The organism is Proteiniclasticum aestuarii (assembly GCF_017368455.1).
Taxonomy (GTDB): domain Bacteria; phylum Bacillota; class Clostridia; order Clostridiales; family Clostridiaceae; genus Proteiniclasticum; species Proteiniclasticum aestuarii.
In genome coordinates this window covers 84,809-107,415 of the sequence record NZ_JAFNJU010000004.1, presented here as the reverse complement: position 1 = coordinate 107,415, position 22,607 = coordinate 84,809, and the positions used below count along the sequence as shown (strand labels likewise).

Below are 22,607 nucleotides of genomic sequence, written 5' to 3'. Positions count from 1 at the left end.
TGAGTTTAGCTATGGGAGCTATACACTCATGGGGAGCGATTTTTCTTTCATCCTCTCTCTGAAGAGAAGATAGAACAGGAAGGTGCCTATCAGGTAGAAGACGATGGTCAAGGCATAAGGAGCATTGTAGCTGATGCGCTCCATCATGCCGCCACCTACGTAGATGCCTAAGGCACGGGCGATGTTGTTGACCATGACACGCATGGCGCTCATGAAGGGCCTCTGCTGTTCTTCCACTATATCCATGGCGATGTTTCTTATGAGCGGCTGTCCCATGTTCATGAGAGAGCTTCGAAGAAAGAAGGCGATGGCCACAATGACGATTCCCTGAGGGAACCCGATGGCGAGGAGCAGTGGAATGCTTAAGATCTGTGTCATGACAATGGTTTTATAGTTACCGATCTTTCTGCTTAAGTAAGGGACACTGAGTCCACCGAAAACGGTGCCCAGCTGAGCAAAGCTCAGAATCAGTCCCACAAGGCTTTCCGTGGTTTCCAGCATGTACTTCAGATAGACGCCGAAGAAGGGAACCACAAGTCCGGCGCCAAGGCCGATGAATCCTGTATAAGTTAGAAAGACGACGTTCTGCTTCGTGAAGAAGGAGTGGATCTCTTTCAGGTTCAGCTGCTTGTCTCTCTTGGCCGTCCTGGGCTTTAAAAGACTCAAGGGAATGATGGCCACAAGGCTCAGAATGCTCACGGCAATCAGCGCATAGCGTATGGCGATGGCATCCGTTGCGACTCTGGTGGAAAAGATGTCCGCCAGAAACCCTGTGAGTAGAGACCCCGACATGAATGCCGCATTTCTGGTGGCAAAGGTGAGACTGAAGGCATGGACTCTTTCTTCTCCATCGGTCTGATTGAAGATGAAGGGAGATTCCACCGTCAGCATGGCCGCCTGTCCGAACCCGAAGAGCACCGAAATGATTTCCATAAACCGGATGTTTTCCACTATGACGATGAGAATACTTGTGATGCCCACGGTGAAAAGGCCCAGAATCAGCGTTCTTTTGTGGCCGAGTTTGCCTGCGATGAAAGCGATGAGGAAGGTGAAGACCCCAACGGATAATCTCCTGAGGGACAGAATGCTGCCCACGACGCTTTCGGGATAGCCGATTTCCTTGATGTAGATGCCGAAGAATCCGTTGAAGGATGCGGAGGTCAGTCCATAAAGAAAAACGATCAGTATGAATTTTTTAATAACCGGGTTTAATTTTCTGTAACTCATAATCTTATTGTAAAGCTTACAGACAGTGTTTACAATTTCATCCAATACAACAATTATGAAAAACGATACAAAATCTGGTTGCTGATTTCCGATTTTAATGACGCTTTTTTTGATAGAATAGAAGAATGAAGAAGAAAAGAAGGAATGAATGAGGGGGAAGAAGAGCATGGCCATAGAGAATGTGAAGAGATATTTCAGAAAGCTGGGCATGGAGGATCAGGTGATGGAATTTCCTGTCTCCAGTGCCACAGTGGAGCTGGCAGCGGAAGCTGCAGGGGTCATTCCCGGAAGGATCGCCAAGACCCTTTCCTTTTATGGAGAAGAGGGAGCGGTCTTGATTGTGGCGGCTGGGGACGCCAGGGTGGACAGCAGAAAATTCAAAGAGCGGTTCAGACGAAAAGCGAAGATGCTCCGGGCAGAGGATGTGGAGAAGCTCACAGGTCATGCGGTGGGCGGGGTCTGTCCCTTTGCAGTGCCAGAGGATGCTTTGGTTTTTCTGGATTTGTCTCTGAAAAGATATGAAAGCGTCTTTCCGGCCTGCGGAAGTGACAACAGCGCCATTGAGCTGACCCCTGAGGAGCTTTTCAGATATGCGAAAGCCAGGGGCTGGGTGGACGTTTGTAAGCATTGGGAAGAATGACAGGCTGAATTCTGGTTATTTGCTGAATATCCATTTATTTTTGGCAATCAGTGTGGGGCAATGAATGAATCTACTGTATAATGAAATATAGAAACGGAATTGTTAATTTTATTGGGGGCGTTATGAATGACGAATGAATTGACTGGAAAGGAAGTTGAGACAGTTCGAGATATAGACTATTTGAAGCTTTTGGCAAGACAGTATCCCACCATCAGTGCTGCAACGACGGAAATCATCAATCTCCAGGCGATCCTGGATCTGCCGAAGGGTACAGAGCATTACATCTCGGATGTGCATGGAGAATTCGAATCTTTTCGCCATGTGCTGAAGAATGCTTCAGGGGTCATCCGAAACAAGATCAACGATCTGTACGGAAATACCTTGAGAGAATCGGAAAAGAAGGCTCTGGCGACACTGATCTATTATCCGGCGGAGAAGCTGGATATGCTGGACATCAATGAGAGGGAAATCGACGACTGGTACAGGATCCATCTTTTCAGACTCATTGAAGTCTGCAAGAGAGTCTCTTCCAAATACACCAGGTCCAAGGTGAGAAAAGCTTTCCCGAAGGAGTTCGCCTATATTCTGGATGAACTGCTCAATGAGAACGAAGATCGAATCAACAAGTATGATTACTACAACAAGATCATTGAAACCATCATTGATCTGGATCGGGCCAGGGCGTTCATCATCGCCATATCCAATCTCATACAGCGGTTTGCCGTGGACCGGCTTCATATCATCGGAGACATCTATGACAGAGGTCCTGGAGCGGATATCATCATGGACATGCTGAAGGAGTATCACTCTCTGGACATCCAGTGGGGAAATCACGATATGATCTGGATGGGGGCCTGTGCCGGCAGCGAAGCGCTCATCGCAAATGTTGTGCGCATCACTGCCAGATACAATCATCTGGAGCTACTGGAAGACCGCTACGGCATCAATCTTCTTCCTCTGGCCACCTTCGCCATGGAGAACTACGGAAGCGGGGAGCTCTCGAAGTTCATGCCCAAAGGGGTGGAAGTCACAGAGAAGAACCAGAAGGAGCTGGAGCTCATCGCCAAAATCCACAAGGCGATTTTTCTCATCCAGATGAAGGTGGAAGCGGAGATCATCTACAGACATCCGGAATATGGAATGAGCGATCGGATGCTGCTGGATATGATCGATTACGAGAAAGGCACCGTCAAGGTGGATGGTGTGGAGTATGAACTGAATTCCACAGAATTTCCGACCATCGATCCGAAGAATCCCTTCATTCTGACAGAGGCGGAAAAGGACATTCTGGAGAGGCTGAAACGCTCCTTCATGAACTCCATGAGACTGAATGATCATGTACAGCTTCTCTTTTCCAAGGGCAGCATGTATAAGGTGTTCAACGGGAACCTTCTGCTTCATGGCTGCATGCCCATGAATGACGATGGGGATTTCAATGAGATCACGATTGACGGAGAGAGATACAAAGGGAAAGCGGCTCTGGACGAACTGGACCGCCTTGCAAGACAGGGCTATTTCAATAATGACCCCGTGCTGAAGGAGCAGGGACTGGATGCCATGTGGTATCTCTGGTGCGGACCTTCTTCTCCGCTCTTCGGAAAGAGAAAGATGGCCACCTTCGAGCGGTATTACATTGACGACAAAGCGCCCCATGCGGAAGAAAAGAATCCATATTACAGGGACAGAGAAAGACCGGACCGCATCGAAATGATTCTGGAGGAGTTCGGGCTGGATAAAGAGCATGGGCACCTGGTGAACGGGCATGTGCCGGTGAAAGTGGTCAAAGGAGAAAGTCCCATCAAGGCAGACGGAAAGCTCCTGGTCATTGACGGCGGATTCGCCAAGGCGTACCAGAAGGAGACCGGCATTGCGGGATACACGCTGATCTACAATTCCCACGGGCTGAACCTGGTCAGTCATGAGCCTTTCGAATCCACACAGAAAGCCATTCTGGAAGAGAAGGACATCGTATCCACAGTAATGGTCCTTGAAAGTGTCCGAAGTCGCAGACGCGTTGCGGACACGGATACCGGGAAGGAACTGAAATCCCAGGTGGAGGATCTTCTCCAGCTGGTGAATGCCTACAGAAAAGGATACATCAAGGAAATCATCCAGACAGCCTATGAAAACAGATAGACGCAGGAAAACCCCGGAGAACGAATTCTCCGGGGTTCATCTTTGTTGAAATATACAAAAAAGAGAAAGTATATTTCAAGTAGGAGGAAGCGGGTTCTAGATCTATTTAAAGAGACTGGTTAAAAGCCTCGATAAACCTTATATAGGATATGATTGGGATCACGGTTTTCCACCACTGTCTTCTCCGGACCATAAATCTCGTCAAAGACAGCAGGAGCAAGATGAATGCTGAAGTGGTGGATACCGGGGTAACCATCGCGCTTCACATCGGGATTGCCCTGAAGCCACATGTTCATGCCGATGTGGTGGTGATATCCGTCTCTTGAGAAGAAACCGGCATTGGGATAATCCAGTGTTTTTTCAAGTCCCAGTGTTTCTTTGTAATGACTATGGGAGTCTGCCAGATTCTGTACATGCAGGTGGATGTGACCCATGTCTGTTCCTTCAGGAAAGCCTGTAAAGGAGTCGGTGGTTCTTGAGGCAAGGACTCCATCCACATCCATGGGATCTGTCGTCATATGGATTCCGTTTCCGTTTTTCCAGATGCTTTCAGGCTTGTCCCAGTAGACCTCTATGCCATTTCCTTCAGGATCGCTGAGATAGATGGCTTCCGACACATGATGGTCGGAAAATCCTGTTACAGGAATTCTCTTCACCGCCAGGTGATAGAGGAAATTGCCCAGGTCTTCTCTATCAGGGACTCTTACAGCAAAATGATAGAGTCCCACTTCATGTCGTCTTGTCTGTTTTGTAGGATGCAGAATGAGAAGGGGTCTGCTTCCTGCAAGAAGCTCCATGCCTTCGTCGGTCTGTCTGCTTCTGAATCCCAGAGTTTCATAGTAAAGGGTGAGTTCCTCCACATCAGTTACATTAAGGTGTACTGCGCCTAACACCATTGTTTTCATCATATCGCCTTCATTTCCATCCAATATTTGCATAATTTATCATTATATTGAGTATTAATCTCTGATTGCATAACATTATGATACAGGTTTTGTGAAAATGACGTATGAAAACCATAAGAAATAACTGTGAACAATTAGCGAATTGTTCTAGAAATGAGTAAATCTGCGTTATTGATCGGCTTCAGCAAGAAGTTCTTCTGAAAGATTGCCGAAATAGGCAGAAATTAATGAATATACGAGAATCTTTACGCGGCTGTCTGAAAGATTCTCCGAGACCCTGTTTCGCAGTTCTTCCGAATGGGAGATGGTGGTATTGAAAAGTCCATGGAAGTCTTCATAAAGTCTGTAAAGGCTCTCAGTATGGCCATTGGCGCATTCCTTGGATACAGGGCCCAGAAGAATCTTGATTTCAGGGAGCGTCAGGGTTCTCTTCAGGATCTGAATGAGTGCTAAAAGCATCAGATGTTCTCTGGCGTATTTCTTCTTGTGGGAGGGGTAAAGAATCTTATCTTTGGAATAGTTGTTGATCATGGTTTTTGTCAGAGGTTTCTTAGGATAGGATTTCTCCATATAGGTGATGACCTGGTCCATATACAGACCAAAATCAGGTATTTCCGAGATTTCGGGTAGCTTCAGCATTTCTTCTTTCTTCATTTCATTTCTCCTCGTGCCGTAAAGCGGTTCTATGGTATTTAACTGGTCATGAGCGGAATAAATCCTGAGACGGGGGGGCTGTCAGGAAGCAGGTACGGACCGGTGCATTGTCTTTGTGCCTGAGGCACTGCAGGGAACGGATACATGCTTCATGTAGTTATCAAAACCAGATAGTATCATATTAATATAAAATTTCTTAAACTACAATGTTGATTTTACGTCGAAATGAGTTATAATATGAACAGGACAACACATAGTTATAAAAACTACATCAAGGAGAAATTCATATGAAACGAATAAAACTGAGAGAACCCGTCAACTCCATCACCCATCTTGCCGGAGCAGTGCTCTTCTTCATCGGTACCATTGTACTCCTTACCCAGAGGATTCTTGTGGAGGCTTCCTTAAAGAGCATCATCGGAGCGCTGATTTTCGGCATCAGCCTGATTCTTCTTTATCTTGCCAGCGGAATCTATCATGGTTATACCGGCAGTGAGAAGGGGATCAGAAGACTGAAGAAGCTGGATCACAGCATGATCTATGTGCTGATTGCAGGAAGCTATACACCCATGTGCCTAAGTGTTCTGGAAGGAACCCAGAGAAATGTGGTGCTGATTGTGGTCTGGTCCATCGCTCTGTTCGGGATTCTGTCCAAGGTATTCATCAACAACATGCCAAGAGTGCTGTATACCTTCTTCTACCTGTTCATGGGATGGATGGTCATGTTCTTCATCGGAGATGTCTACAGGAATGTGGACTTTACCGGATTCATGCTGCTTCTTGTGGGCGGAATCCTCTACAGCATCGGCGGGTTCATCTACATGGTGAAAAAACCGAATCTATCGGAATCCTTCGGGTTCCACGAGCTCTTCCATCTGTTCATATTGGGCGGCAGTCTCATGCATTATTTCTTCACATTCTTTTATCTGGCATGAATTTTTCGGAATCCATGTAGAACAGATGAAGTGGTAGAAAGGTGATATCATGCGGTTTCCCGCAAGTTGTAAAGAGCATCTTTAATTAAATGTAAAAATAAATGAAATATCTTCATACTTTCTTCATAAAAAGACTTTAGTATAAGGAAGTCGTAAAAAGTGACATGGAGGAAGTAAATGAAGTATTTAAGAAGAATTGTCGCTGGACTGCTGGTGGCGGGGACCATCACCGGATTTTCAGCTCAGAACGTATATGCACTGGAAGATAAGAAGGCACTACTGGGAAATCTGAACAGCGAGCTGGAAACAGTAAGTGTGGTCAGACAGGAATCAGAGACACAACTGGAAGCAAATCTTAAGGAAATCGAAGAAATAAATCGAGATAGAGAAATCTATCGCATCAGAGCAGAGTATTTAAGAGACAATATAGATGTGACAAGCAGGAAAACTGAAATGCTTGGTGAAGACAATCCGAGCATCATAGAGGCAGCTATTCTGACATTGACCAATGGTTATGCGAAAATGGAACTGGCAGACATTCTGAAAGCCGTTCATTCTTCTGTGGAGGAATTTGAACTGGTTCAGGAAAAAGAGCTGAAGAAGGAAGACAAGGAAGCCATCAGGGAGGGCCTTCAGGAAAAGCTGAGTAAGCTTCAGGAAAATCTGCTTCTTGTGGAAGAGCTTCTGGGAAGCATCGAATCAAGATCTTCTGAACTGCTCACTTTCAACAGCGAACTCAGTACCAGAATCACTGAGGTGCAGACCCAGTCAGAGGTATTGAGTGCAGAGAAGACCAAAGTGGAAGAAGAGATCAGAGTCGAAGAAGAAAAACTGAGACAGCAGGCACTGGAGAGAAAGAGAGCCTCAACCTTCATCAGACCGGCCAGCGGAAGACTGACAAGCGGGTATGGAAACAGGATCCATCCTGTAACCAGAAGAAGAGCATTTCATGCAGGCATCGATATCGCCAATTCCAGAGGAACCAGCATCCTGGCTTCCAGAAACGGAAAAGTGACCTTTGCCGGGAATAAAGGTACGTATGGAAAACTCATCATCGTGAATCACGGAAACGGGATTGAAACAGCCTATGCACACTTAAGCTCCATCAATGTAAAAGTCGGGCAGAGTGTAACGCAGGGAGATGTCATCGGAAAGATGGGCAGCACGGGAAGATCCACTGGAAGTCATCTTCATTTTGAAATCAGAATGGGTGGAAGCGCAGTCAATCCATCCAAGTATATACAGTAAACGACAGGAGAGAGCCGAAATGGCTCTCTTTTCACATTCTGGAAAAGAATCGGAAACAATGTTCATATGGAATACAAAGGTTATGCACAGTATCCACAATATGTTGTGGGTAAGTCGCGATTGGAATCAATATATGGGCATAATGTTGCGTGAATCCGGTTATATTGACAAAAAAGAATATATGTTCTATTATGAAGGTGAAAGAAGAAGAGGGTGATGCCATGTGTCCAGTAAAGAAATATCCCTGTGAAGTGATCACCTACAGCAAGGACGGCAGGGTCTATCCGCTGAAATTCAGATATTATGCTGTGGACCGGGCAAGATATCTTACCGTGGATGTGGAGAAGATTCATTATGTCACTATTGAGGATAAGAATGGTCTGAAAGAGCGGACCTATCATCTGGATGGAAGAAGAAAAAGACGGAAGGACAGATACACCCTGTATCTGGATCCCAGATACAAGACCTGGTGGGTTCTGTAGAGAACCTGTTAGGGTCGCGGGAGGGTGGGATTTGACTTATTTCCTTGAAAACTAAGCGGAATTGGAACAGGCCCATCTGAAAAAAACTAGTTGACCGGAGCCTCTTTTTCCTATAGAATCATAATGATATAAACGATGAAAAGAACCAGTACGAAAGTCCTGCCTTTACAGAGAGAGGGAAATGGTGGAAGCCCTCAGGGAAAGTTTTCGGAACCTGTCTTGGAGTTTCTCAGAATGACTGAGCGGGGAAAGCCGTTATACTTTAGAGTGGATACACAAGTATCAATTAGGGTGGTACCGCCGGAGTAGATTCGGCCCCTTTGATTGATGCTTTTTTTTTATTTCTAGGGAGGTTTACAAATGAGCAAGAACAGTAACAACAAAAAACTGGTTGAAGCCATCACACCTATGGATGTGGATTTTGCCCAGTGGTACACGGATATCGTCAAGAAAGCGGAGATGATCGAATACTCCACGGTCAAGGGAGCAGTGATCTTACGACCTTACGGATATGCCTTATGGGAAAACATTCAGGGATATCTGGATAAGAAGTTCAAGGAGACTGGTCACGAGAATGTCTATATGCCTATGCTGATTCCAGAGAGTCTACTTCAGAAAGAGAAGGATCATGTGGAAGGATTTGCACCGGAAGTGGCATGGGTCACCCATGGCGGGTCTGAGCCTCTTGCGGAAAGACTCTGCATCAGACCGACTTCAGAGACGCTTTTCTGCGAGCATTTCTCAAACATCGTCCAGTCCTACAATGACCTGCCAAAGCTCTACAACCAATGGTGCAGCGTCATCAGATGGGAGAAGACCACAAGACCATTCCTCAGAACTTCCGAGTTCCTGTGGCAGGAAGGACACACCATTCACGCCACTGCAGAAGAAGCCCAGGATGAAACCATAAAGATGCTGAATGTCTATGCGGACATGATGAAGAACTTCCTGGCCATTCCGGTAATCAAGGGAAGAAAGACCGACAAGGAGAAGTTTGCAGGCGCAGAAGCGACCTATACCATTGAAGCGCTGATGCATGACGGGAAGGCCCTTCAGTCCGGGACCAGCCATAACTTCGGTCAGGGCTTTGCAGAAGCCTTTGACATCACCTATACAGGAAAAGACGGCAAGCTTGCTCATGTCCACCAGACCAGCTGGGGGCTGTCCACAAGAGTCATCGGCGCCATCATCATGGTGCACGGAGATGATTCAGGACTTGTACTTCCACCAAGAGTGGCACCTACACAGCTTGTGATCATTCCTGTGGCGCAGCACAAGGAAGGCGTTCTGGAAAAAGCGGAAGAGCTGAGGGAAAGACTTTCCAAGGTGGTCAGAGTCAAAGTGGATGCATCAGACAAGAAGCCAGGATGGAAATTCAGCGAATATGAGATGAAGGGTGTTCCAGTGAGACTGGAAGTGGGCCCTAAGGACATCGAGAACAATCAGGTGGTGCTGGTGAGAAGAGACACCAGAGAGAAGATCTTCGTATCCATGGATGAGCTGGAAGAGAAGCTTCCTGCACTCCTTAATGAAATCCATGATGCGCTTTATGAGAAGGCGCTGGAGCGCATGACCACCATGACAAGCACTGCGGTGACACCAGAAGAGATGAGAGATGCTGCGGATAACAAACCGGGGTTCATCAAGGCCATGTGGTGCGGAAAGCTTTCCTGTGAAGAGCAGATCAAGGAAGAGTATGGACTCTCTTCCAGATGCATGCCTTTTGAACAGGAAGAGCTCAGCGATACCTGCATCTGCTGTGGTGAAAAAGCGGAGTCTCTGGTTTACTGGGGTAAAGCATACTAAAAGAAACATAGCAATAGAACAGAATGCAGAGGAAATCAGAAATGACTTCCTCTGCATTTTTTCTACTATATTCATAGTGCGTATACTCATTATTAATGTAGATACCGTATAATACAAGGTACAACAGGCATGGATACGGATTGTATCATGCAAGATGAAAGGAGAGAGAAGGATGCTTCAACTGCAAGATATTCTGAGAGGAGATTATGAACTGCGCTCGGTGAAGGATCGAGAAGGAGACAAGGACTACTTCATCGATAACTACGGGAAACCTCTTATCCTAAGGTATAAAATAGAGATGGAGTTTTTTCAGGTGTCCACCATCCTCATACGGATCGGTCAAGGGGATATTTTCTCCGTCCATTTTCTCATGGACAGAGATCTTCTTTCCGCCATGTCCTTCATTGAGCTGGATGCAAGGGATCATTACATTGACTATACCATCGATGAGCTCAGCAGCAGGCTGATCATCAGGCAGAAGGATGCTGATTCATGATAGATCCTCTCTGAAATTTGGAGAGAGTACTTTTAGAAATCGCACCGGTCTGTGAATCCTGCAGGTGGAACCCCCAGTGCGCTGATGAGCCTGGCCCAGTAGTTCACCTGAGCAGCTGTACTGGCCAGGATGACAATCTCGCGTTCTGTGAATGCCGACTTGATCTCCGCCATGAAGGATTCCTGGATCATGACAGGCGTCTCTGAAATAAGCTTTGTGTATGCCACGGCCAGGCGCTCTGGCCTGGTGAAAGTGGTGACTTCTTCCAGGGGGATTCTACCGGCAAGGGCGCTGATTTCCTCTTCGGAGATGTTTTTCCTGTCATACTCGAAGGAATTCATATCGATGCAGAAAGGACAGGCAGGAAGAATGGATGCCTGCATCCTTACCAGCTGGAGGATGCGAGGAGAAAGATCTTTCTTTCCATGGGCGACTAGAGACTCCATGACTCCGGAACTGATGGCGACCTTCGGGTACCAGGCGAGAAGCTTTGGCACCAGGAGGTCCTTTTTTGTCACTTTCTTTGAGACCATAAGTCCAAGCTTTATATAGAAGGGGATCTTATCCGGGGGTCTGATGTAGGCTTTGTCTTTCATATCTTTCGCTCCTCAGGATTGTTATTACGCGTCTTTCTATGCTCATCTTATCATCTTGAAAGTCGGATGCAAATGGTATCGGATGATACGGCTCTAGAATGGAAGACCATAAGGAAAAGCACGCATTGAAATTGCGTGCTTTTCCTTATGGCTGCGTATGCAAATTTAAGATTACAGTTCCTCTGACTGGACGGGTGTCTTTGTTGTACTGGCTTTGATGGCAAGCAGGGTGATACCGAAGAGCAGTGCGAAAAACAGCTTCTTCTTGTTCAGTTTCATATGGATCCCTCCCGTGTCATATTTCTATTCCTGTATTTCAATGGTGATCATATACTCCATATCCGTATGGGGGATGGACTGTTTCACCAGTTTGAACTTCATTCCCTTGGACTTCATGGCGATGATCATATAGGCCAGGGCGATGCCCATGTCGATCTTGTTCAGCGAAGTGAAGAACTTGCTTTTGATGAAGCCCAGCTTCACTCTCATGAGATGTATTCTGTTTCCATCCACACTGAAGCGCCAGGGCTGGGTGTTGAAGGAGGAGGGAGCAAGCCTTACGGCTTCCAGAATAAACTTGTATTTTCTCTTTACAGGTCCCTGGATGATGATGTCTTTCAAAGGACGCCTCTTGTAATAATCCGCCTTCGGATAGAGTTCCAGAGGGTTCTCGGGATTTCCGAAAGCGATGAAGAGAACAGGCTCCTGTTCCTCTTCCAGCTGTGCATGCTTTTCAATGACGGATTTATCCACACCGGGATAAGTGATGCAGGTGGCAATACCCAGATCGTTCATGGCTAAGATCACATGGGCGATGGAGTAGCCTACTGCCTGCCTGAAACCGGACTGGGTATTTGCCGTGACCACAATGAAATGCGGTGCTTTCACCTTGGTATAGGCGCCGATGATTCCGGTGGCTTTTTCCGAGAAGCCGCTGCCATCCCGGATGATGTGAAAGTGCACGTCAAGTCCTTCGAAGAGATTCGGTGCGCGATGAAGAATGTCTGAAACCCTAAGAAGAGAAGCTTCATCTAAAGCGTCCATGTTGAAGTTTCTTGTGGATTTCCTTCTGAAGATGTTCTCATATAATGCTTCCATTGTCCTCTCCTCCTAAGTGGTTTTCTCTAATAGCGTCTGTCTATGAGCACGACCACCTGAGAAGAGATGCCTTCTCTGGAACCGGTGAAACCGAGTCCTTCCTCTGTGGTGGCTTTGATGTTCAGGTGATCCATATCCAGTCCCAGCACCTCGCAGAGAATGCGCTTCATTTCCGGGATGTGGGGCTTCATTTTGGGTTCCTGAGCAATGATGACCCCATCAATGTTGATGATCTTGAAGTTTCTTTCCTTCAGCATGGCCTTGACGTGTCTCAAAAGATCCAGACTATCTGATCCTTTGAATGCATCGTCCGTATCGGGGAAGTGTGTGCCGATGTCGCCGAGGGCCGCTGCCCCAAGAAGCGCATCCATGATGGCATGGGTCAATACATCCGCATCGGAATGACCGAGCAGTCCTTTTTCATGAGGAATTCTGACACCTCCTATGATGAGGTCCCTTCCTTCCGCTAATCTATGTACATCATAACCTATTCCAACTCTCATTTTTTCCTCCTAAATCAAGACGTTCTGTAATTTCTTTCTTCTATTATAGCATGCAGTGATAAAAACGAAATCAATAATCTGATTCGTTATATTTTTGTTCGATTTATGAAAATCTTAATGGAAAAAACAGGCAAGAAACCCGATAAGATTATCTTTTTCTTATACACATGTGTATTTCACAATTGGATTGTTATTAAATTCAGGAAAAGTTAACAAATTAACAGCTAAAAGAGGGGTTGTTAAAAAATAACACAACCTTTGATAATATTATAATAAACAGCTGAAAAGGATTCAATTAACAGGTTGCTAATTGAAATGGGGTTTTCCTCACGATATTCGTTAAAATGATGCCAATCCCAAGGTGTATTATGTTTCAATATTTCTGTTTTATGTTATAATTATTCAGGAACTTAATAAGAATGATAAAAATAATCGGGAGCAAATTCATTCTTAGTTTAAATCTTAACGAAATTTCGAAAGGTCGGGTGAACAGTATGTCAATATTAATTGGACCCATGAAGCTACATTTAAATGGGCACAAAGAATTGACGAGCTACGGGGAAGTTAAGAATATTGTTGCAGGGAAGAAGGTGTATATCCCTCTTCAGGCTTGCACGGATATTCTGGTCAATGCTGGAGATTATGTGAAAAAGGGAACCATGATCGCCAAACGTAATGACCATTTTGTGGTGCCAATTTTCTCTTCTGTATGCGGGAAGGTTCTGGGTATAGAGGAAGTGGAACTGAAACACAATCCTGGACAGAAGATTGATCATCTCGTTGTGGAGAACGACGGATGCGAGGATTTTGAAAGGCCATTTGAACCACTGGATGCGGAAAAAGCCACAGTGGAGGAACTGGTGACTTTCATGATGAATGCCGGAATCGTAGGTTGCGGTGGAGCCGGATTCCCATCCTATGTGAAATACAGAGGAGCCAAAGGAATTCATACACTGGTTATCAATGCGGTGGAATGTGAACCATTCATCACTGCAGACTATAGAATCATGAACAATCAGGTGGAGGATCTTCTTTACGGCACAAAAGCCATGCTGAAGATGTCAGGAGCAAAAGAAGCGCTCATTGCCATCAAGACGACGAAGAAGGATCTGATCGCCAAGGTCAACGAAGCACTGAAAGGTCAGGACGCCATGAAAGTGGTGGAAGTGCCAGACATGTACCCCATGGGCTGGGAAAGAACCCTGATCTATGAAATCTTCAAGAAGAGATACGACAGACTTCCTGGAGAAATCGGAGTCATCGTCAATAATGCAACCACGGCCATCTCCTTTGCGGAAGCACTGAAAGAGGGGAAGCCTATCATAGAGAAGCTCATCACCGTCAGCGGTGATGGCGTGAAAAACCCCAGCAACGTACGCGTACCGGTGGGTGTATCTGTGGCGGAAATCGTCGCGCAGATCGGCGGATATGCACAGGATGAAGTTAGAGTCATCGCGGGTGGACCTATGATGGGTAAGACAGCCACTTCAGATGAAATGGTCATCACCACGGCATCCAATGCCATCACCATCCTGAAGCCAGACCCTGTGGATACCATTGCCTGTCTGAGATGCGGAAGATGCAATGACAACTGTCCTGCAGGAATCCTTCCAGTCAGAATCAATAATGCTGAAGAAGCTGGTGATGTGAAGCTCCTGGCGAAGCTGAGAGCGGACCAGTGTATCGAGTGCGGAATGTGCACCTATGTGTGCCCTTCCAAGATTGAAGTAACTGAAGGCGTTAGACGCGGAAAAGCTCTTCTAAGAGCTGCAACGCAGAAGTAGGGGGGACAGATAGAATGAAATTTATTACAAAAGTGTCTCCGAACAATCGAGACAAGGACCACAGCACCCACGGCATCATGGCGGAGCTTGCGGTTGGCCTTATGGTCGTATTCGTATTCTCTATGGTGTTCTATTTCCAGGAATACGGAATGGATTATGTGATTCATGGAGTCGGCCTCATGTCTGTATCCATTATTTCGGCCCTGGTGACGGAAGCGGTATTCGCACTGGCCACCAGGAAGAAAGTGGGATATCATATCAAGAATTCCTTCCCGCTTGTGACAGCAATCATACTAACATTAACCGTTCCGATCTCCACAAGCTTCTTTGCCATCGGAGTAGCATCTTTCTTTGCAATCTTCTTTGGTAAGCTTGTGTTCGGCGGATTCGGTCACAATATCTTCAATCCGGCCGGAGTAGGTAGAATGGTCATATTCTCCTCTCTTGTAGGATCCACTGTGGCAGATGTCACAACCAGCGCAACCCCGGTCTCCTCCATGGCCAATGCAGGATGGCTGATCAAGGATGCGGCGGTAACAGAACAGTTCCTCGACCAGTTCGGCGGACTGACGAACCTTCTTCTGGGATGGTATCCAGGCGCACTTGGTGAAACCAGTGCACTGCTCATCATCCTTGTGGGCATCTATCTTGCCTATAGAAAAGTTCTGGACTGGAAAGTTCCAGTCGTCTACGTGGGATCCGTCTTCATCTTCACAGCGGTCATCGCGCTGGCCAATGGTGTAGGCATGTGGTATCCTGCATTCCACGTTCTTTCAGGAGGACTCATGTTCGGTGCTGTATTCATGGCAACGGACCCGGTGACCAATCCTACGACCATCACAGGAAGAATCATTTATGCCATAGGGCTTGCAGTGCTCACCGTAGTCATCAGACTGCAGTCTTCTCTGCCAGGTGGTGTGGTATATGCAATTCTTCTGATGAATATGGTATCTCCTCTGCTTGACAAGCTCACAGACGGATGGTCCATCTACGCACTGAAGAAATATAAAATATCCATCGCTTCAGCCTTTGTCCTGGGACTTGTGCTTACATTCTTCGCCGGAAACGGTCTGGAACCAAAAGCCATCGAATTCCCGGGAGAGGATGGCGGCCTGAAGATCTTCTCCGATTCCACTTCCGATCTTCCTGAAGTTCTGGAAGAGACAGAAGACGGCTCCATTGTGACCTATGTTCTTTCAGCACCTGGCTACTATGCACAGGAAGGTGGAGACAACAACCAGATTGAAGTGAAGATCAACAAAGACACCAATACAGTGGAAAGCGTTGCAGTTCTTGAAGTGAATGACACACCGGGCCTTGGCGACAGGATCGATGATCCTTCCTTCCTGGACCAGTTTAAAGGAATCACTTATGATGACCAGAATGCATCGGTGGATGCAGTCAGTGGAGCAACGATTTCTTCAACTTCTGTAACCAAAGCGGTCAGAATCGCATTTGAAGAACTGAATAAGTAAGGAGGAAGAGAATATGAAAAGTACAAAGAGTTTACTCGCTTTATTGGTCACTGTTCTCCTTACGGGGGGCATCCTCATTTTTGCTGACAGCCAGCTCAGACCCATCATCGATGCAGCTGGAGGATCAGAAGACAAAGCGGTGCTGGAAAGCCTCTTCGAAGGCCAGACGGAATTCACCCCTGTGGAATTCACAGATGAGACAGGACTGGTGAAGAAAGCCTATGAAGCCGGAGATGCGGGATATGCATACATCATCGAAAATCAGGGCTACGCGGACGTGATCACTTTTGCCCTGGCTTTTGACAAAGACGGCAACATCACAGGATATGAAATGATCAATCTCAATGATACAGATGGAATCGGCACACAGGTTACGGATGATGCATTCGTAAGCTCCGTGGTGGGCAAGACCTCCACCGATGCATTTGCCACCATTTCCGGTGCCACAGTGAGCTCCAAGGCTGTTGTGGATGGAATCGATGCGGCAAAGGCCATCTACAACGAAACCATGGGAATCGTGGATGACGGCACAGCAGAGCCTGCAGAACCGGCGGAACCTTCCGTTCAGCCCATCGAGTTCGGCGCGAAGATTCCTCTGTACAGAGAAGTCTCTGAAAGCAAAGCCGGCATCATCACAGATACCGTGGAAGAAGGAGATCTTGTGACCTATACGGTTGAAGTGGCAGGATATGCCAAGCAGGAAGGCTACGGTGATACGCCGAACATCCTGAAGATCGTCGTGAACAAAGAGGACCAGACCATACAGAGTGTGGAGGTGCTGGAAGCAAATGATACACCGAACTTAGGCACCAAGATTGAGCATCCGGATTTCCTGGCTCAGTTTGAAGGACTGTCCTATGCAGATGAAGCGACTGAGGTCGATGCCATCTCTGCAGCCACCGTGTCATCTGAATCTGTTGTCAATGCGGTACTGGCTGCCATAGAAGAAAGCAAGTAGGAGGGGTAGAGAATGAATAGATTGGAAAACACAAAAATCGGATTCCTCGGCAACAATCCAGTTCTTGGATTGGCTCTTGGTCTTACCACCGCCCTTGCAGTGACTTCCAGTATGACCAGCGCTCTGGGGATGGGAATCCTCACCTTCGCACTGGTACTTCTGGCGGCGGTTCTAGGCGGACTCGTCAAGATGGTAGCGCCTAAGGAAGCGCTGCTTCCGGTGAACATCGTACTGGTTGCATTCCTGGCGAAAATGGGAGAGCTTCTGGTTCTCGCCTATGCACCATCCCTTGCATCCAGTGTGGGAATCTTCCTTCCGCTGCTTGCAGTGAATTCACTGATTCTCTTTGCCACAGGCGCTTTCCTGCCGGAAGCTTCCTTCGGGAAGGGACTGGGAGATGCAGCCAAGGCTGGCGCGGCCTATGCTATTGCACTTCTGGTGGTGTCCTTTGTGCGTGAAGTGCTGGGAACAGGCGGCATAGCTCTTTCGAATCCACTAAGTGGAGCAGAAATCGCAAGTTTCAGCCTGCTTCCATCGGAATATACACTGAGTCTTTTCACTCAGCCTGCAGGAGCGCTTTTCGCTCTTGCCATGGTAGCGGCACTCTTTGCTGCGCTGGGTAAAAAAGACGTAGAAATAGGAGGTAAATAGCATGGAAAATTTATTTCCGATTCTTCTTGGCACCATACTGATCAACAACCTGGCACTGACAAAGCTTGTATCCATCGGACAGCTGGCAAACTTCGGTGACAATGAAGATCAGACCCTGACCCTTGGATTGTCTGCTGCAGTCATCATGGCTGTTTCCAGCATTCTGTCCTATGTGGCCTTCACCTTCATTCTGGAACCACTGGGCGTGACAGTCCTGAACCTTCTGGTTTATATGCTGCTCGTTCTGCTGGTGACCATGGCGGTGACAGGATTCGTGAAATCCAGAAAGCCTGAAATGCATGCGGCTGTAGGGAAGGTTCTTCCGCTCCTTGCCGTGAACTCAGCGATTCTGTATCTTATTCTGGATATGATGAATCAGGGCATGGAATTCCTGCCCATGCTTCTCACATCCATCGGCGCACCCATTGGTCTCCTCTTTGCTTTCATTCTGTATGGAGCGGTGAGAGAAAGACTGGCGGTGTCTGATGCACCCAAAGCCTTCAGAGGACTGCCGATTCTGCTCATCTATGCAGCGCTGGCGCTGATGGCGCTGAGTGGTCTGAACGGGATCATCTGATCCGTACCAATAGTTACATGAAGCAAGGAACCCTACCATCTGAGTAATCAGGTGGCAGGGTTCCATTTATTTTGCTTTTCTGCATTGGAATCTAAATGAGGAAGGTCAGAACTTGAGTAAGATTAAAAAAGAGTGGAGCTTGCAACGCGTCCACAGAAAAGAATCGGTTTTGGATGCTTTTGAACAGACTACTCACAAGAGATTCATTGGAATGTGGATAAGTCTGTGGATAACTGCGCCTTTTTGTGGAGAAAATCCTGTTATTATTTAACACATCAAGTTATACAGAGGTAAATAACAGGAATTCCACAAGTTATCCACAGGGTTTTGTGAACAATGTGCATAAGTGAACAATTGTACGGGTAATATTTCGGGAATATGAAATCGAAGTTAAATCTGAGTAAAGAAAAAAACCATTGACGGTCAGTCAATGGTTTTGCTGGAATCATCCACCAGTTCATTCAGGGTCTTCAGCTCCAGAGGAGAGAGGTCTCTGTATGTGCCCAGCTTGAGATTTCCTAATCGGATGTTCATGATGCGGATTCTTTTCAGGGTGACCACCCGATAGCCGAGATATTCAGTCATGCGGCGGATCTGCCGGTTCAGTCCCTGGGTCAGAATGATCCGGAACGTGCGCTCGTCAATCTTCTCCACCTTGGATTCACGAGTCATGGTGCCGAGGATGGGAATCCTTCCAGACATTCTTCGGATGAATTCATCGGTGATGGGCTTATTGACGGTGACGATGTACTCTTTCTCGTGATTGTTCCGGGCACGCAGGATCTTATTCACGATGTCTCCGTCATTGGTGAGGAGAATCAGTCCTTCCGAGTCCTTGTCCAGTCTGCCTACAGGAAAGATCCTTTCCTTGTGTTTCACAAAATCTATGATGTTTCCTCGGGTCTTTCGATTGGTGGTACATTCGATGCCGCGGGGTTTGTTGAGTGCGATGTAGACCATGGGCGGCTTGTTGCGGATGACTTTCCCGTCGATGCGGATTTCATCCTCTTCCGTGACCTTCAGTCCCATGACGGCCTTCTCTCCGTTCACAGTGACGCGACCCTCATCGATGAGGCTGTCCGCTACCCTTCTGGAGCAGTATCCTGTATCGGATATGGCTTTATTGATTCTTTTTTCTTCCATTCTGCACCTCCTAAGACCCTATTATACATGAAGGGGAACCTTTTTGAACAGTCTTATTGTAAGGAAGCGGAAAAGGCATTATGATGGTACTAACAAGAGATAGAGAGGTGTATGGAATGGATCGATCGATCTGCCCCCTGTGCGGGCAGCCCAATGACTGTTATATGGAAAACGGAAAAGACCCGAGAGGCTGCTGGTGCAAAGATGTGACATTTCCCGAAGGGCTCCTTCTTCTTGTCCCGGAAGAGGCCAGGAGACAGGCCTGCATCTGCAGGTCCTGCGCAGAGAAATACAGGGAAAAAGGTGCTGCGTTTCTTTCTGAAGCGTCCAGATAGAATTGGACAAAATGCATTGAATAGGATACAATTGATTTACTGGCATATAGATGTCTGTTAAATAAGCTTACCAGCATTGGAGGGATAAGAATGGATAAAAAGGTAGTCATATACACATCCAACACATGCACATACTGTGATCTTGCAAAGGAATACTTCAAGGAGAACAACATTCCCTATGAAGAGAAGAACACATCCGACCCAGTGTTCAGAAAAGAACTTCTGAGCATCGGCGTAAGAAGTGTACCAACCATCTTTGTGGATGATCAGTACGTGGTGGGATTCGACGAAGGCGCCTTCGAAGAACTCTACAACGCATAGAAGCAGAAAAGTAAATCAGAAAAACAGGCAGCCTGACGGATGAAGTCAGGCTGCCTGTTTCACATTACAGCGTATATTCCAGCTGACAGTCGAAGGGTTCTTCCGCTGTCAGTTTTTCGTTGTATTCCTCTGCTTCCACGCATCCCAGGCTGCGGTAGAAGTGCTGGGTTTCCTCAGAGGAGTGGGCGGAGATATAGAGCTTTTCCGCACCGCAGTTCTTCGCATGGTCTGCGATGAGGGCAAGAAGCTGTCTTCCGATGCCCATGCCCCGTTTCTCATAGGAGACATGGAGGCTGGAGAGCTGAAGATACTTCGAACCTGTGCCGAAAAATTCGTTCTCCAGAGAAGCGAATCCCACCAGGGTCTCCTTCTCAAAGGCTCCCAGTACGGTGCCTCCAGTTTTCACGGTGTTCTTCAGACACCTGGTGAGATAGGCATACTCCTCCTGGCCCCAGTCTTCGATGAAGGGGATGTCCTTCAGTATCCAGCTTCCATTTACTTTCCTGTAGCAGCGGGTCACTTTCTGATAGCGGTTGAAGGAGCGGAACAGTCCGATCTCAAGCTCTGCTTCTGATAAGGGTCTGATTTCAATTGCTGACATGATACCTCCATGGCGCTCCTTCCTGTTATTCCACATAGAGGAAGGAACCGTTGTTGTTTATTTTCGCATTGAGCTGATAGGAAAGAATCCGGTCATGGGTCTTTCCTGCCTTGAAGAAATCCTCCGGCAGAAACGCTCCGGATATGAGAATCGTGATCTCCGCTCTTTCCCTTATTGTTTCTGTGATATAGGCCTGTTCGATGATTTCCGCAAGAACGGTATCGATATCCTTCTCCTGGAACTGCGCCTTCTCCACGAATTTCCGTCCGGTGGCCTCGATGCCGACGACTTGGACCATATCTCCAAAGGAATTGAAGTCCATTTTCACTTCCCCCGTTGCTTTCACGATGATGGTCTGGGTGATGTTTCTGGACATGGTGTAGTACACACCGCCAAGAAGAGCGGCAGCCAGAAGAAGGGCGAAGAGTGGCTTCAGGAGATTCAGCCTCTTTCCTATAGGTCTGCCATAGGCCACATGACCCGAAGACCCTTCCTCCACCCGGATCCTTTGAAACTGTCCCTGACTTGTGAGGATGTAGGAGAATCTGCCCCTGGACAGAAGCGAAAGGCCTCTGCTCGTTTTGGAAGCTTCCTCTGTGGTGTCTTCTGAAGTGCCTTCCATAAAGTGAAGGGATCGCCGGATCAGCGGATACTTTTCTCCTTCCAGAAGCAGGGCGTAGGCAAGGATCTGATCCTCCATCTCCTTCAGCTCAAAAACAGGGACTTCCACCATTCTTGAAAATGCCTTCAGGGGAATGCGCTTTCTTTCTCTGGTCTTTTCCCAGAGCTTCTCTTCCGAAATCAGAATCATGGCCAGATTCAGCATGAGGTTTCGCACTTTTCTGTCGGGACGGCCCTCTGACAGTTTTTTTACGGACAGATGGTATTTTTTCAGCTCACCCAGATAGGCTGCAATCTGATTTTCTCTATTTTCATTTTCCTCTCTCTGCAGAACCTCCATGGCCGGTTTTTCCAGAAAGACAAAACGCTGTTTATCTAAAACTCTTTTTCCCATTTTTACACACTCCTGTGCTTTCACTACCTTCATTCTATCATAGGACCTGTGGGGAATAGGAGAGGAAGGATAAACTTCTCTATTTTTCACTTCTTATTCTTAGTAAATTCACGAAAACAGCTTAAAGGAATGGCTGGAATCAAGTATACTGATAACAGAGATATTGTATTGGAAGCTGAAAGAGAAGGACAGAGGGTGTGGGGATTTGAAAACGAAGGAATCAGGAAAATCAAAATGGATCTACAGAATAGGGAGGATTCTCTTTATTCTTCTTATATTTGCCGCGGTGGGCATCTATATCTATGCAGACGACTATTACAGGCCATCGGTGACGGCTTTAAGTGCACTGGAATCTGCGCAGGGAGTCGAGTTCACTGTGGAGAACGGAAATCTGGTGTTCACGCCGGAGAATCCACAAGGGGGAGTCGTCCTCTATCCCGGCGGCAGAGTGTCGGAGAAAGCCTATGGCCATCTGGCCAGCAAGATTGCCCAGATGGGCTATAAGACCGTCATCATCAAAGCGCCTCTGAAGCTTTCCATTCTAGCCAACCAGGCCGCAGAGAAATATGTGGAAGAGGAAGAGCTTTCTGACTGGGTCATCATGGGGCATTCCCTGGGTGGTGTATCCGCCGCAAGATTTGTGGAAAAGAATCCCGATAAGATCAGAGCGCTGGTGTTTCTGGCAGCCTATCCCGATGGCGGAACGGACCTGAGGGAGGTTCCCTTTAACGTGTATTCTCTGGTAGGGACCAAAGACTCGGTCATCGACATGGAGAATCTGGAAGAAGCGAAGGCGAGACTGCCGGAATCTGCGACGTATGTGGATATTCGTGGCGGAAACCACTCCAGTTTCGCAAATTACGGGGTTCAGGATGGCGATACACTTCCGGATATCGGCTATGACGATCAGCAGAACTTCGTGCTGGATGTGCTGAGAGACGCCTTCAAGTAACTGGATGAAGACATGGTCATGAAAACGGGCGCAGACAGTGGTGAACGTCGATTTTCTCGGAAATCCTGG

At 47.1% G+C, this 22,607-nt stretch carries 24 protein-coding genes and 1 other annotated feature; of the genes, 15 read left to right on the top strand and 9 right to left on the bottom strand.

The features are described from left to right. Nucleotides 1-18 precede the first annotated feature (18 nt). A complete protein-coding gene (locus J3A84_RS06545) occupies nucleotides 19-1,227 on the bottom strand; it encodes an MFS transporter (RefSeq protein ID WP_207599202.1) in 1,209 nt (402 codons plus the stop codon). A gap of 166 nt (nucleotides 1,228-1,393) precedes the next feature. Between J3A84_RS06545 and J3A84_RS06540 the strand changes: the two genes are divergently transcribed. Beyond that, nucleotides 1,394-1,867, top strand: coding sequence for a YbaK/EbsC family protein (locus tag J3A84_RS06540; protein WP_207599201.1), 474 nt, complete (start codon nucleotides 1,394-1,396; stop codon nucleotides 1,865-1,867). 126 nt (nucleotides 1,868-1,993) lie between these two features. After that, nucleotides 1,994-4,003, top strand: a complete 2,010-nt coding sequence (locus tag J3A84_RS06535) for a fructose-1,6-bisphosphatase (protein ID WP_207599200.1) — start codon at nucleotides 1,994-1,996, stop codon at nucleotides 4,001-4,003. Nucleotides 4,004-4,122: 119 nt separating this feature from the next. Here the strand turns inward: J3A84_RS06535 and J3A84_RS06530 are convergent, their stop codons facing one another. Together J3A84_RS06530 and J3A84_RS06525 are read right to left on the bottom strand one after the other, a co-directional pair. Further along, on the bottom strand, nucleotides 4,123-4,911 hold the full coding sequence (locus J3A84_RS06530) for a VOC family protein (RefSeq protein WP_207599199.1): 789 nt from the start codon (nucleotides 4,909-4,911) through the stop codon (nucleotides 4,123-4,125). A gap of 165 nt (nucleotides 4,912-5,076) precedes the next feature. Next, nucleotides 5,077-5,562, bottom strand: a complete 486-nt coding sequence (locus J3A84_RS06525; RefSeq protein WP_207599198.1) for a DUF1836 domain-containing protein — start codon at nucleotides 5,560-5,562, stop codon at nucleotides 5,077-5,079. Between the two features lie 287 nt (nucleotides 5,563-5,849). Between J3A84_RS06525 and trhA the strand changes: the two genes are divergently transcribed. The 5 genes from trhA (at nucleotide 5,850) to J3A84_RS06500 (ending at nucleotide 10,529) form a co-directional block, all read left to right on the top strand. Next, nucleotides 5,850-6,497, top strand: a complete 648-nt coding sequence (trhA, locus tag J3A84_RS06520; RefSeq protein ID WP_207599197.1) for a PAQR family membrane homeostasis protein TrhA — start codon at nucleotides 5,850-5,852, stop codon at nucleotides 6,495-6,497. Nucleotides 6,498-6,674: 177 nt separating this feature from the next. Beyond that, entirely contained in the window at nucleotides 6,675-7,745 is a 1,071-nt protein-coding gene (locus J3A84_RS06515) for a M23 family metallopeptidase (protein ID WP_207599196.1), read from the top strand. A 221-nt stretch (nucleotides 7,746-7,966) separates the two neighbouring features. Beyond that, nucleotides 7,967-8,227, top strand: a complete 261-nt coding sequence (locus J3A84_RS06510) for a hypothetical protein (RefSeq protein ID WP_207599195.1) — start codon at nucleotides 7,967-7,969, stop codon at nucleotides 8,225-8,227. A 126-nt stretch (nucleotides 8,228-8,353) separates the two neighbouring features. Further along, nucleotides 8,354-8,550 (top strand) — a binding site (T-box leader). 37 nt (nucleotides 8,551-8,587) lie between these two features. Continuing rightward, complete coding sequence (gene proS, locus J3A84_RS06505) at nucleotides 8,588-10,033, top strand: proline--tRNA ligase (protein WP_207599194.1); 1,446 nt, start codon at nucleotides 8,588-8,590, stop codon at nucleotides 10,031-10,033. Between the two features lie 172 nt (nucleotides 10,034-10,205). Continuing rightward, the gene (locus tag J3A84_RS06500; protein WP_207599193.1) at nucleotides 10,206-10,529 is read left to right on the top strand and encodes a hypothetical protein; all 324 of its coding nucleotides are present in this window, start codon (nucleotides 10,206-10,208) and stop codon (nucleotides 10,527-10,529) included. 32 nt (nucleotides 10,530-10,561) lie between these two features. Here the strand turns inward: J3A84_RS06500 and J3A84_RS06495 are convergent, their stop codons facing one another. The 3 genes from J3A84_RS06495 to ispF form a co-directional block, all read right to left on the bottom strand. Next, on the bottom strand, nucleotides 10,562-11,125 hold the full coding sequence (locus tag J3A84_RS06495; RefSeq protein ID WP_207599192.1) for a carboxymuconolactone decarboxylase family protein: 564 nt from the start codon (nucleotides 11,123-11,125) through the stop codon (nucleotides 10,562-10,564). Between the two features lie 303 nt (nucleotides 11,126-11,428). Continuing rightward, entirely contained in the window at nucleotides 11,429-12,223 is a 795-nt protein-coding gene (locus J3A84_RS06490; protein WP_207599191.1) for a nitroreductase family protein, read from the bottom strand. Between the two features lie 26 nt (nucleotides 12,224-12,249). Beyond that, the gene (gene ispF, locus J3A84_RS06485; protein ID WP_207599190.1) at nucleotides 12,250-12,726 is read right to left on the bottom strand and encodes a 2-C-methyl-D-erythritol 2,4-cyclodiphosphate synthase; all 477 of its coding nucleotides are present in this window, start codon (nucleotides 12,724-12,726) and stop codon (nucleotides 12,250-12,252) included. Between the two features lie 494 nt (nucleotides 12,727-13,220). Here ispF and J3A84_RS06480 point away from each other — a divergent pair, with 494 nt between their 5' ends. Genes J3A84_RS06480 through J3A84_RS06460 form a run of 5 tightly spaced genes read left to right on the top strand, consistent with a single transcriptional unit; the run spans nucleotide 13,221 to nucleotide 18,171 of the window. Further along, nucleotides 13,221-14,510, top strand: coding sequence for an RnfABCDGE type electron transport complex subunit C (locus J3A84_RS06480; protein WP_207599189.1), 1,290 nt, complete (start codon nucleotides 13,221-13,223; stop codon nucleotides 14,508-14,510). Between the two features lie 14 nt (nucleotides 14,511-14,524). Then, nucleotides 14,525-15,985: an RnfABCDGE type electron transport complex subunit D gene (locus J3A84_RS06475; protein ID WP_207599188.1), complete on the top strand. Its 1,461-nt coding sequence runs from the start codon at nucleotides 14,525-14,527 to the stop codon at nucleotides 15,983-15,985. Between the two features lie 13 nt (nucleotides 15,986-15,998). Beyond that, nucleotides 15,999-16,943: an FMN-binding protein gene (locus tag J3A84_RS06470; protein ID WP_207599187.1), complete on the top strand. Its 945-nt coding sequence runs from the start codon at nucleotides 15,999-16,001 to the stop codon at nucleotides 16,941-16,943. Nucleotides 16,944-16,955: 12 nt separating this feature from the next. Beyond that, a complete protein-coding gene (locus J3A84_RS06465; protein ID WP_207599186.1) occupies nucleotides 16,956-17,594 on the top strand; it encodes an Rnf-Nqr domain containing protein in 639 nt (212 codons plus the stop codon). 1 nt (nucleotide 17,595) lies between these two features. Then, complete coding sequence (locus J3A84_RS06460) at nucleotides 17,596-18,171, top strand: Rnf-Nqr domain containing protein (protein ID WP_207599185.1); 576 nt, start codon at nucleotides 17,596-17,598, stop codon at nucleotides 18,169-18,171. A gap of 423 nt (nucleotides 18,172-18,594) precedes the next feature. Here the strand turns inward: J3A84_RS06460 and J3A84_RS06455 are convergent, their stop codons facing one another. Beyond that, nucleotides 18,595-19,314 (bottom strand): pseudouridine synthase, encoded by a 720-nt coding sequence (locus J3A84_RS06455; RefSeq protein ID WP_207599184.1) that lies wholly within the window; start codon nucleotides 19,312-19,314, stop codon nucleotides 18,595-18,597. 116 nt (nucleotides 19,315-19,430) lie between these two features. On the opposite strand from J3A84_RS06455, the gene J3A84_RS06450 reads away from it, so the two are divergent. Next, nucleotides 19,431-19,649, top strand: coding sequence for a cysteine-rich CWC family protein (locus J3A84_RS06450; RefSeq protein ID WP_207599183.1), 219 nt, complete (start codon nucleotides 19,431-19,433; stop codon nucleotides 19,647-19,649). Between the two features lie 90 nt (nucleotides 19,650-19,739). Further along, nucleotides 19,740-19,970 carry a glutaredoxin family protein gene (locus J3A84_RS06445; protein ID WP_207599182.1) on the top strand — a complete coding sequence of 77 codons (231 nt, stop codon included), beginning with the start codon at nucleotides 19,740-19,742 and terminating at the stop codon, nucleotides 19,968-19,970. A 64-nt stretch (nucleotides 19,971-20,034) separates the two neighbouring features. Here the strand turns inward: J3A84_RS06445 and J3A84_RS06440 are convergent, their stop codons facing one another. Together J3A84_RS06440 and J3A84_RS06435 are read right to left on the bottom strand one after the other, a co-directional pair. After that, nucleotides 20,035-20,571: a GNAT family N-acetyltransferase gene (locus J3A84_RS06440; RefSeq protein WP_207599181.1), complete on the bottom strand. Its 537-nt coding sequence runs from the start codon at nucleotides 20,569-20,571 to the stop codon at nucleotides 20,035-20,037. Between the two features lie 25 nt (nucleotides 20,572-20,596). Next, nucleotides 20,597-21,586 carry a hypothetical protein gene (locus tag J3A84_RS06435; RefSeq protein ID WP_207599180.1) on the bottom strand — a complete coding sequence of 330 codons (990 nt, stop codon included), beginning with the start codon at nucleotides 21,584-21,586 and terminating at the stop codon, nucleotides 20,597-20,599. Between the two features lie 205 nt (nucleotides 21,587-21,791). Here J3A84_RS06435 and J3A84_RS06430 point away from each other — a divergent pair, with 205 nt between their 5' ends. Beyond that, entirely contained in the window at nucleotides 21,792-22,538 is a 747-nt protein-coding gene (locus J3A84_RS06430; RefSeq protein WP_207599179.1) for an alpha/beta hydrolase, read from the top strand. Nucleotides 22,539-22,607: the final 69 nt, after the last annotated feature.

Coding starts and splice junctions, on each gene's coding strand:
- ispF (WP_207599190.1), bottom strand. CDS start 12,726: ATGAGAGTTGGAATAGGTTATGATGTACATAGATTAGCGGAAGGAAGG.
- J3A84_RS06510 (WP_207599195.1), top strand. CDS start 7,967: ATGTGTCCAGTAAAGAAATATCCCTGTGAAGTGATCACCTACAGCAAG.
- J3A84_RS06530 (WP_207599199.1), bottom strand. CDS start 4,911: ATGATGAAAACAATGGTGTTAGGCGCAGTACACCTTAATGTAACTGAT.
- J3A84_RS06490 (WP_207599191.1), bottom strand. CDS start 12,223: ATGGAAGCATTATATGAGAACATCTTCAGAAGGAAATCCACAAGAAAC.
- J3A84_RS06495 (WP_207599192.1), bottom strand. CDS start 11,125: ATGAAAGACAAAGCCTACATCAGACCCCCGGATAAGATCCCCTTCTAT.
- J3A84_RS06440 (WP_207599181.1), bottom strand. CDS start 20,571: ATGTCAGCAATTGAAATCAGACCCTTATCAGAAGCAGAGCTTGAGATC.
- J3A84_RS06480 (WP_207599189.1), top strand. CDS start 13,221: ATGTCAATATTAATTGGACCCATGAAGCTACATTTAAATGGGCACAAA.
- J3A84_RS06545 (WP_207599202.1), bottom strand. CDS start 1,227: ATGAGTTACAGAAAATTAAACCCGGTTATTAAAAAATTCATACTGATC.
- J3A84_RS06470 (WP_207599187.1), top strand. CDS start 15,999: ATGAAAAGTACAAAGAGTTTACTCGCTTTATTGGTCACTGTTCTCCTT.
- J3A84_RS06455 (WP_207599184.1), bottom strand. CDS start 19,314: ATGGAAGAAAAAAGAATCAATAAAGCCATATCCGATACAGGATACTGC.
- J3A84_RS06450 (WP_207599183.1), top strand. CDS start 19,431: ATGGATCGATCGATCTGCCCCCTGTGCGGGCAGCCCAATGACTGTTAT.
- J3A84_RS06475 (WP_207599188.1), top strand. CDS start 14,525: ATGAAATTTATTACAAAAGTGTCTCCGAACAATCGAGACAAGGACCAC.
- trhA (WP_207599197.1), top strand. CDS start 5,850: ATGAAACGAATAAAACTGAGAGAACCCGTCAACTCCATCACCCATCTT.
- proS (WP_207599194.1), top strand. CDS start 8,588: ATGAGCAAGAACAGTAACAACAAAAAACTGGTTGAAGCCATCACACCT.
- J3A84_RS06435 (WP_207599180.1), bottom strand. CDS start 21,586: ATGGGAAAAAGAGTTTTAGATAAACAGCGTTTTGTCTTTCTGGAAAAA.
- J3A84_RS06500 (WP_207599193.1), top strand. CDS start 10,206: ATGCTTCAACTGCAAGATATTCTGAGAGGAGATTATGAACTGCGCTCG.
- J3A84_RS06540 (WP_207599201.1), top strand. CDS start 1,394: ATGGCCATAGAGAATGTGAAGAGATATTTCAGAAAGCTGGGCATGGAG.
- J3A84_RS06460 (WP_207599185.1), top strand. CDS start 17,596: ATGGAAAATTTATTTCCGATTCTTCTTGGCACCATACTGATCAACAAC.
- J3A84_RS06515 (WP_207599196.1), top strand. CDS start 6,675: ATGAAGTATTTAAGAAGAATTGTCGCTGGACTGCTGGTGGCGGGGACC.
- J3A84_RS06465 (WP_207599186.1), top strand. CDS start 16,956: ATGAATAGATTGGAAAACACAAAAATCGGATTCCTCGGCAACAATCCA.
- J3A84_RS06535 (WP_207599200.1), top strand. CDS start 1,994: ATGACGAATGAATTGACTGGAAAGGAAGTTGAGACAGTTCGAGATATA.
- J3A84_RS06525 (WP_207599198.1), bottom strand. CDS start 5,562: ATGAAGAAAGAAGAAATGCTGAAGCTACCCGAAATCTCGGAAATACCT.
- J3A84_RS06445 (WP_207599182.1), top strand. CDS start 19,740: ATGGATAAAAAGGTAGTCATATACACATCCAACACATGCACATACTGT.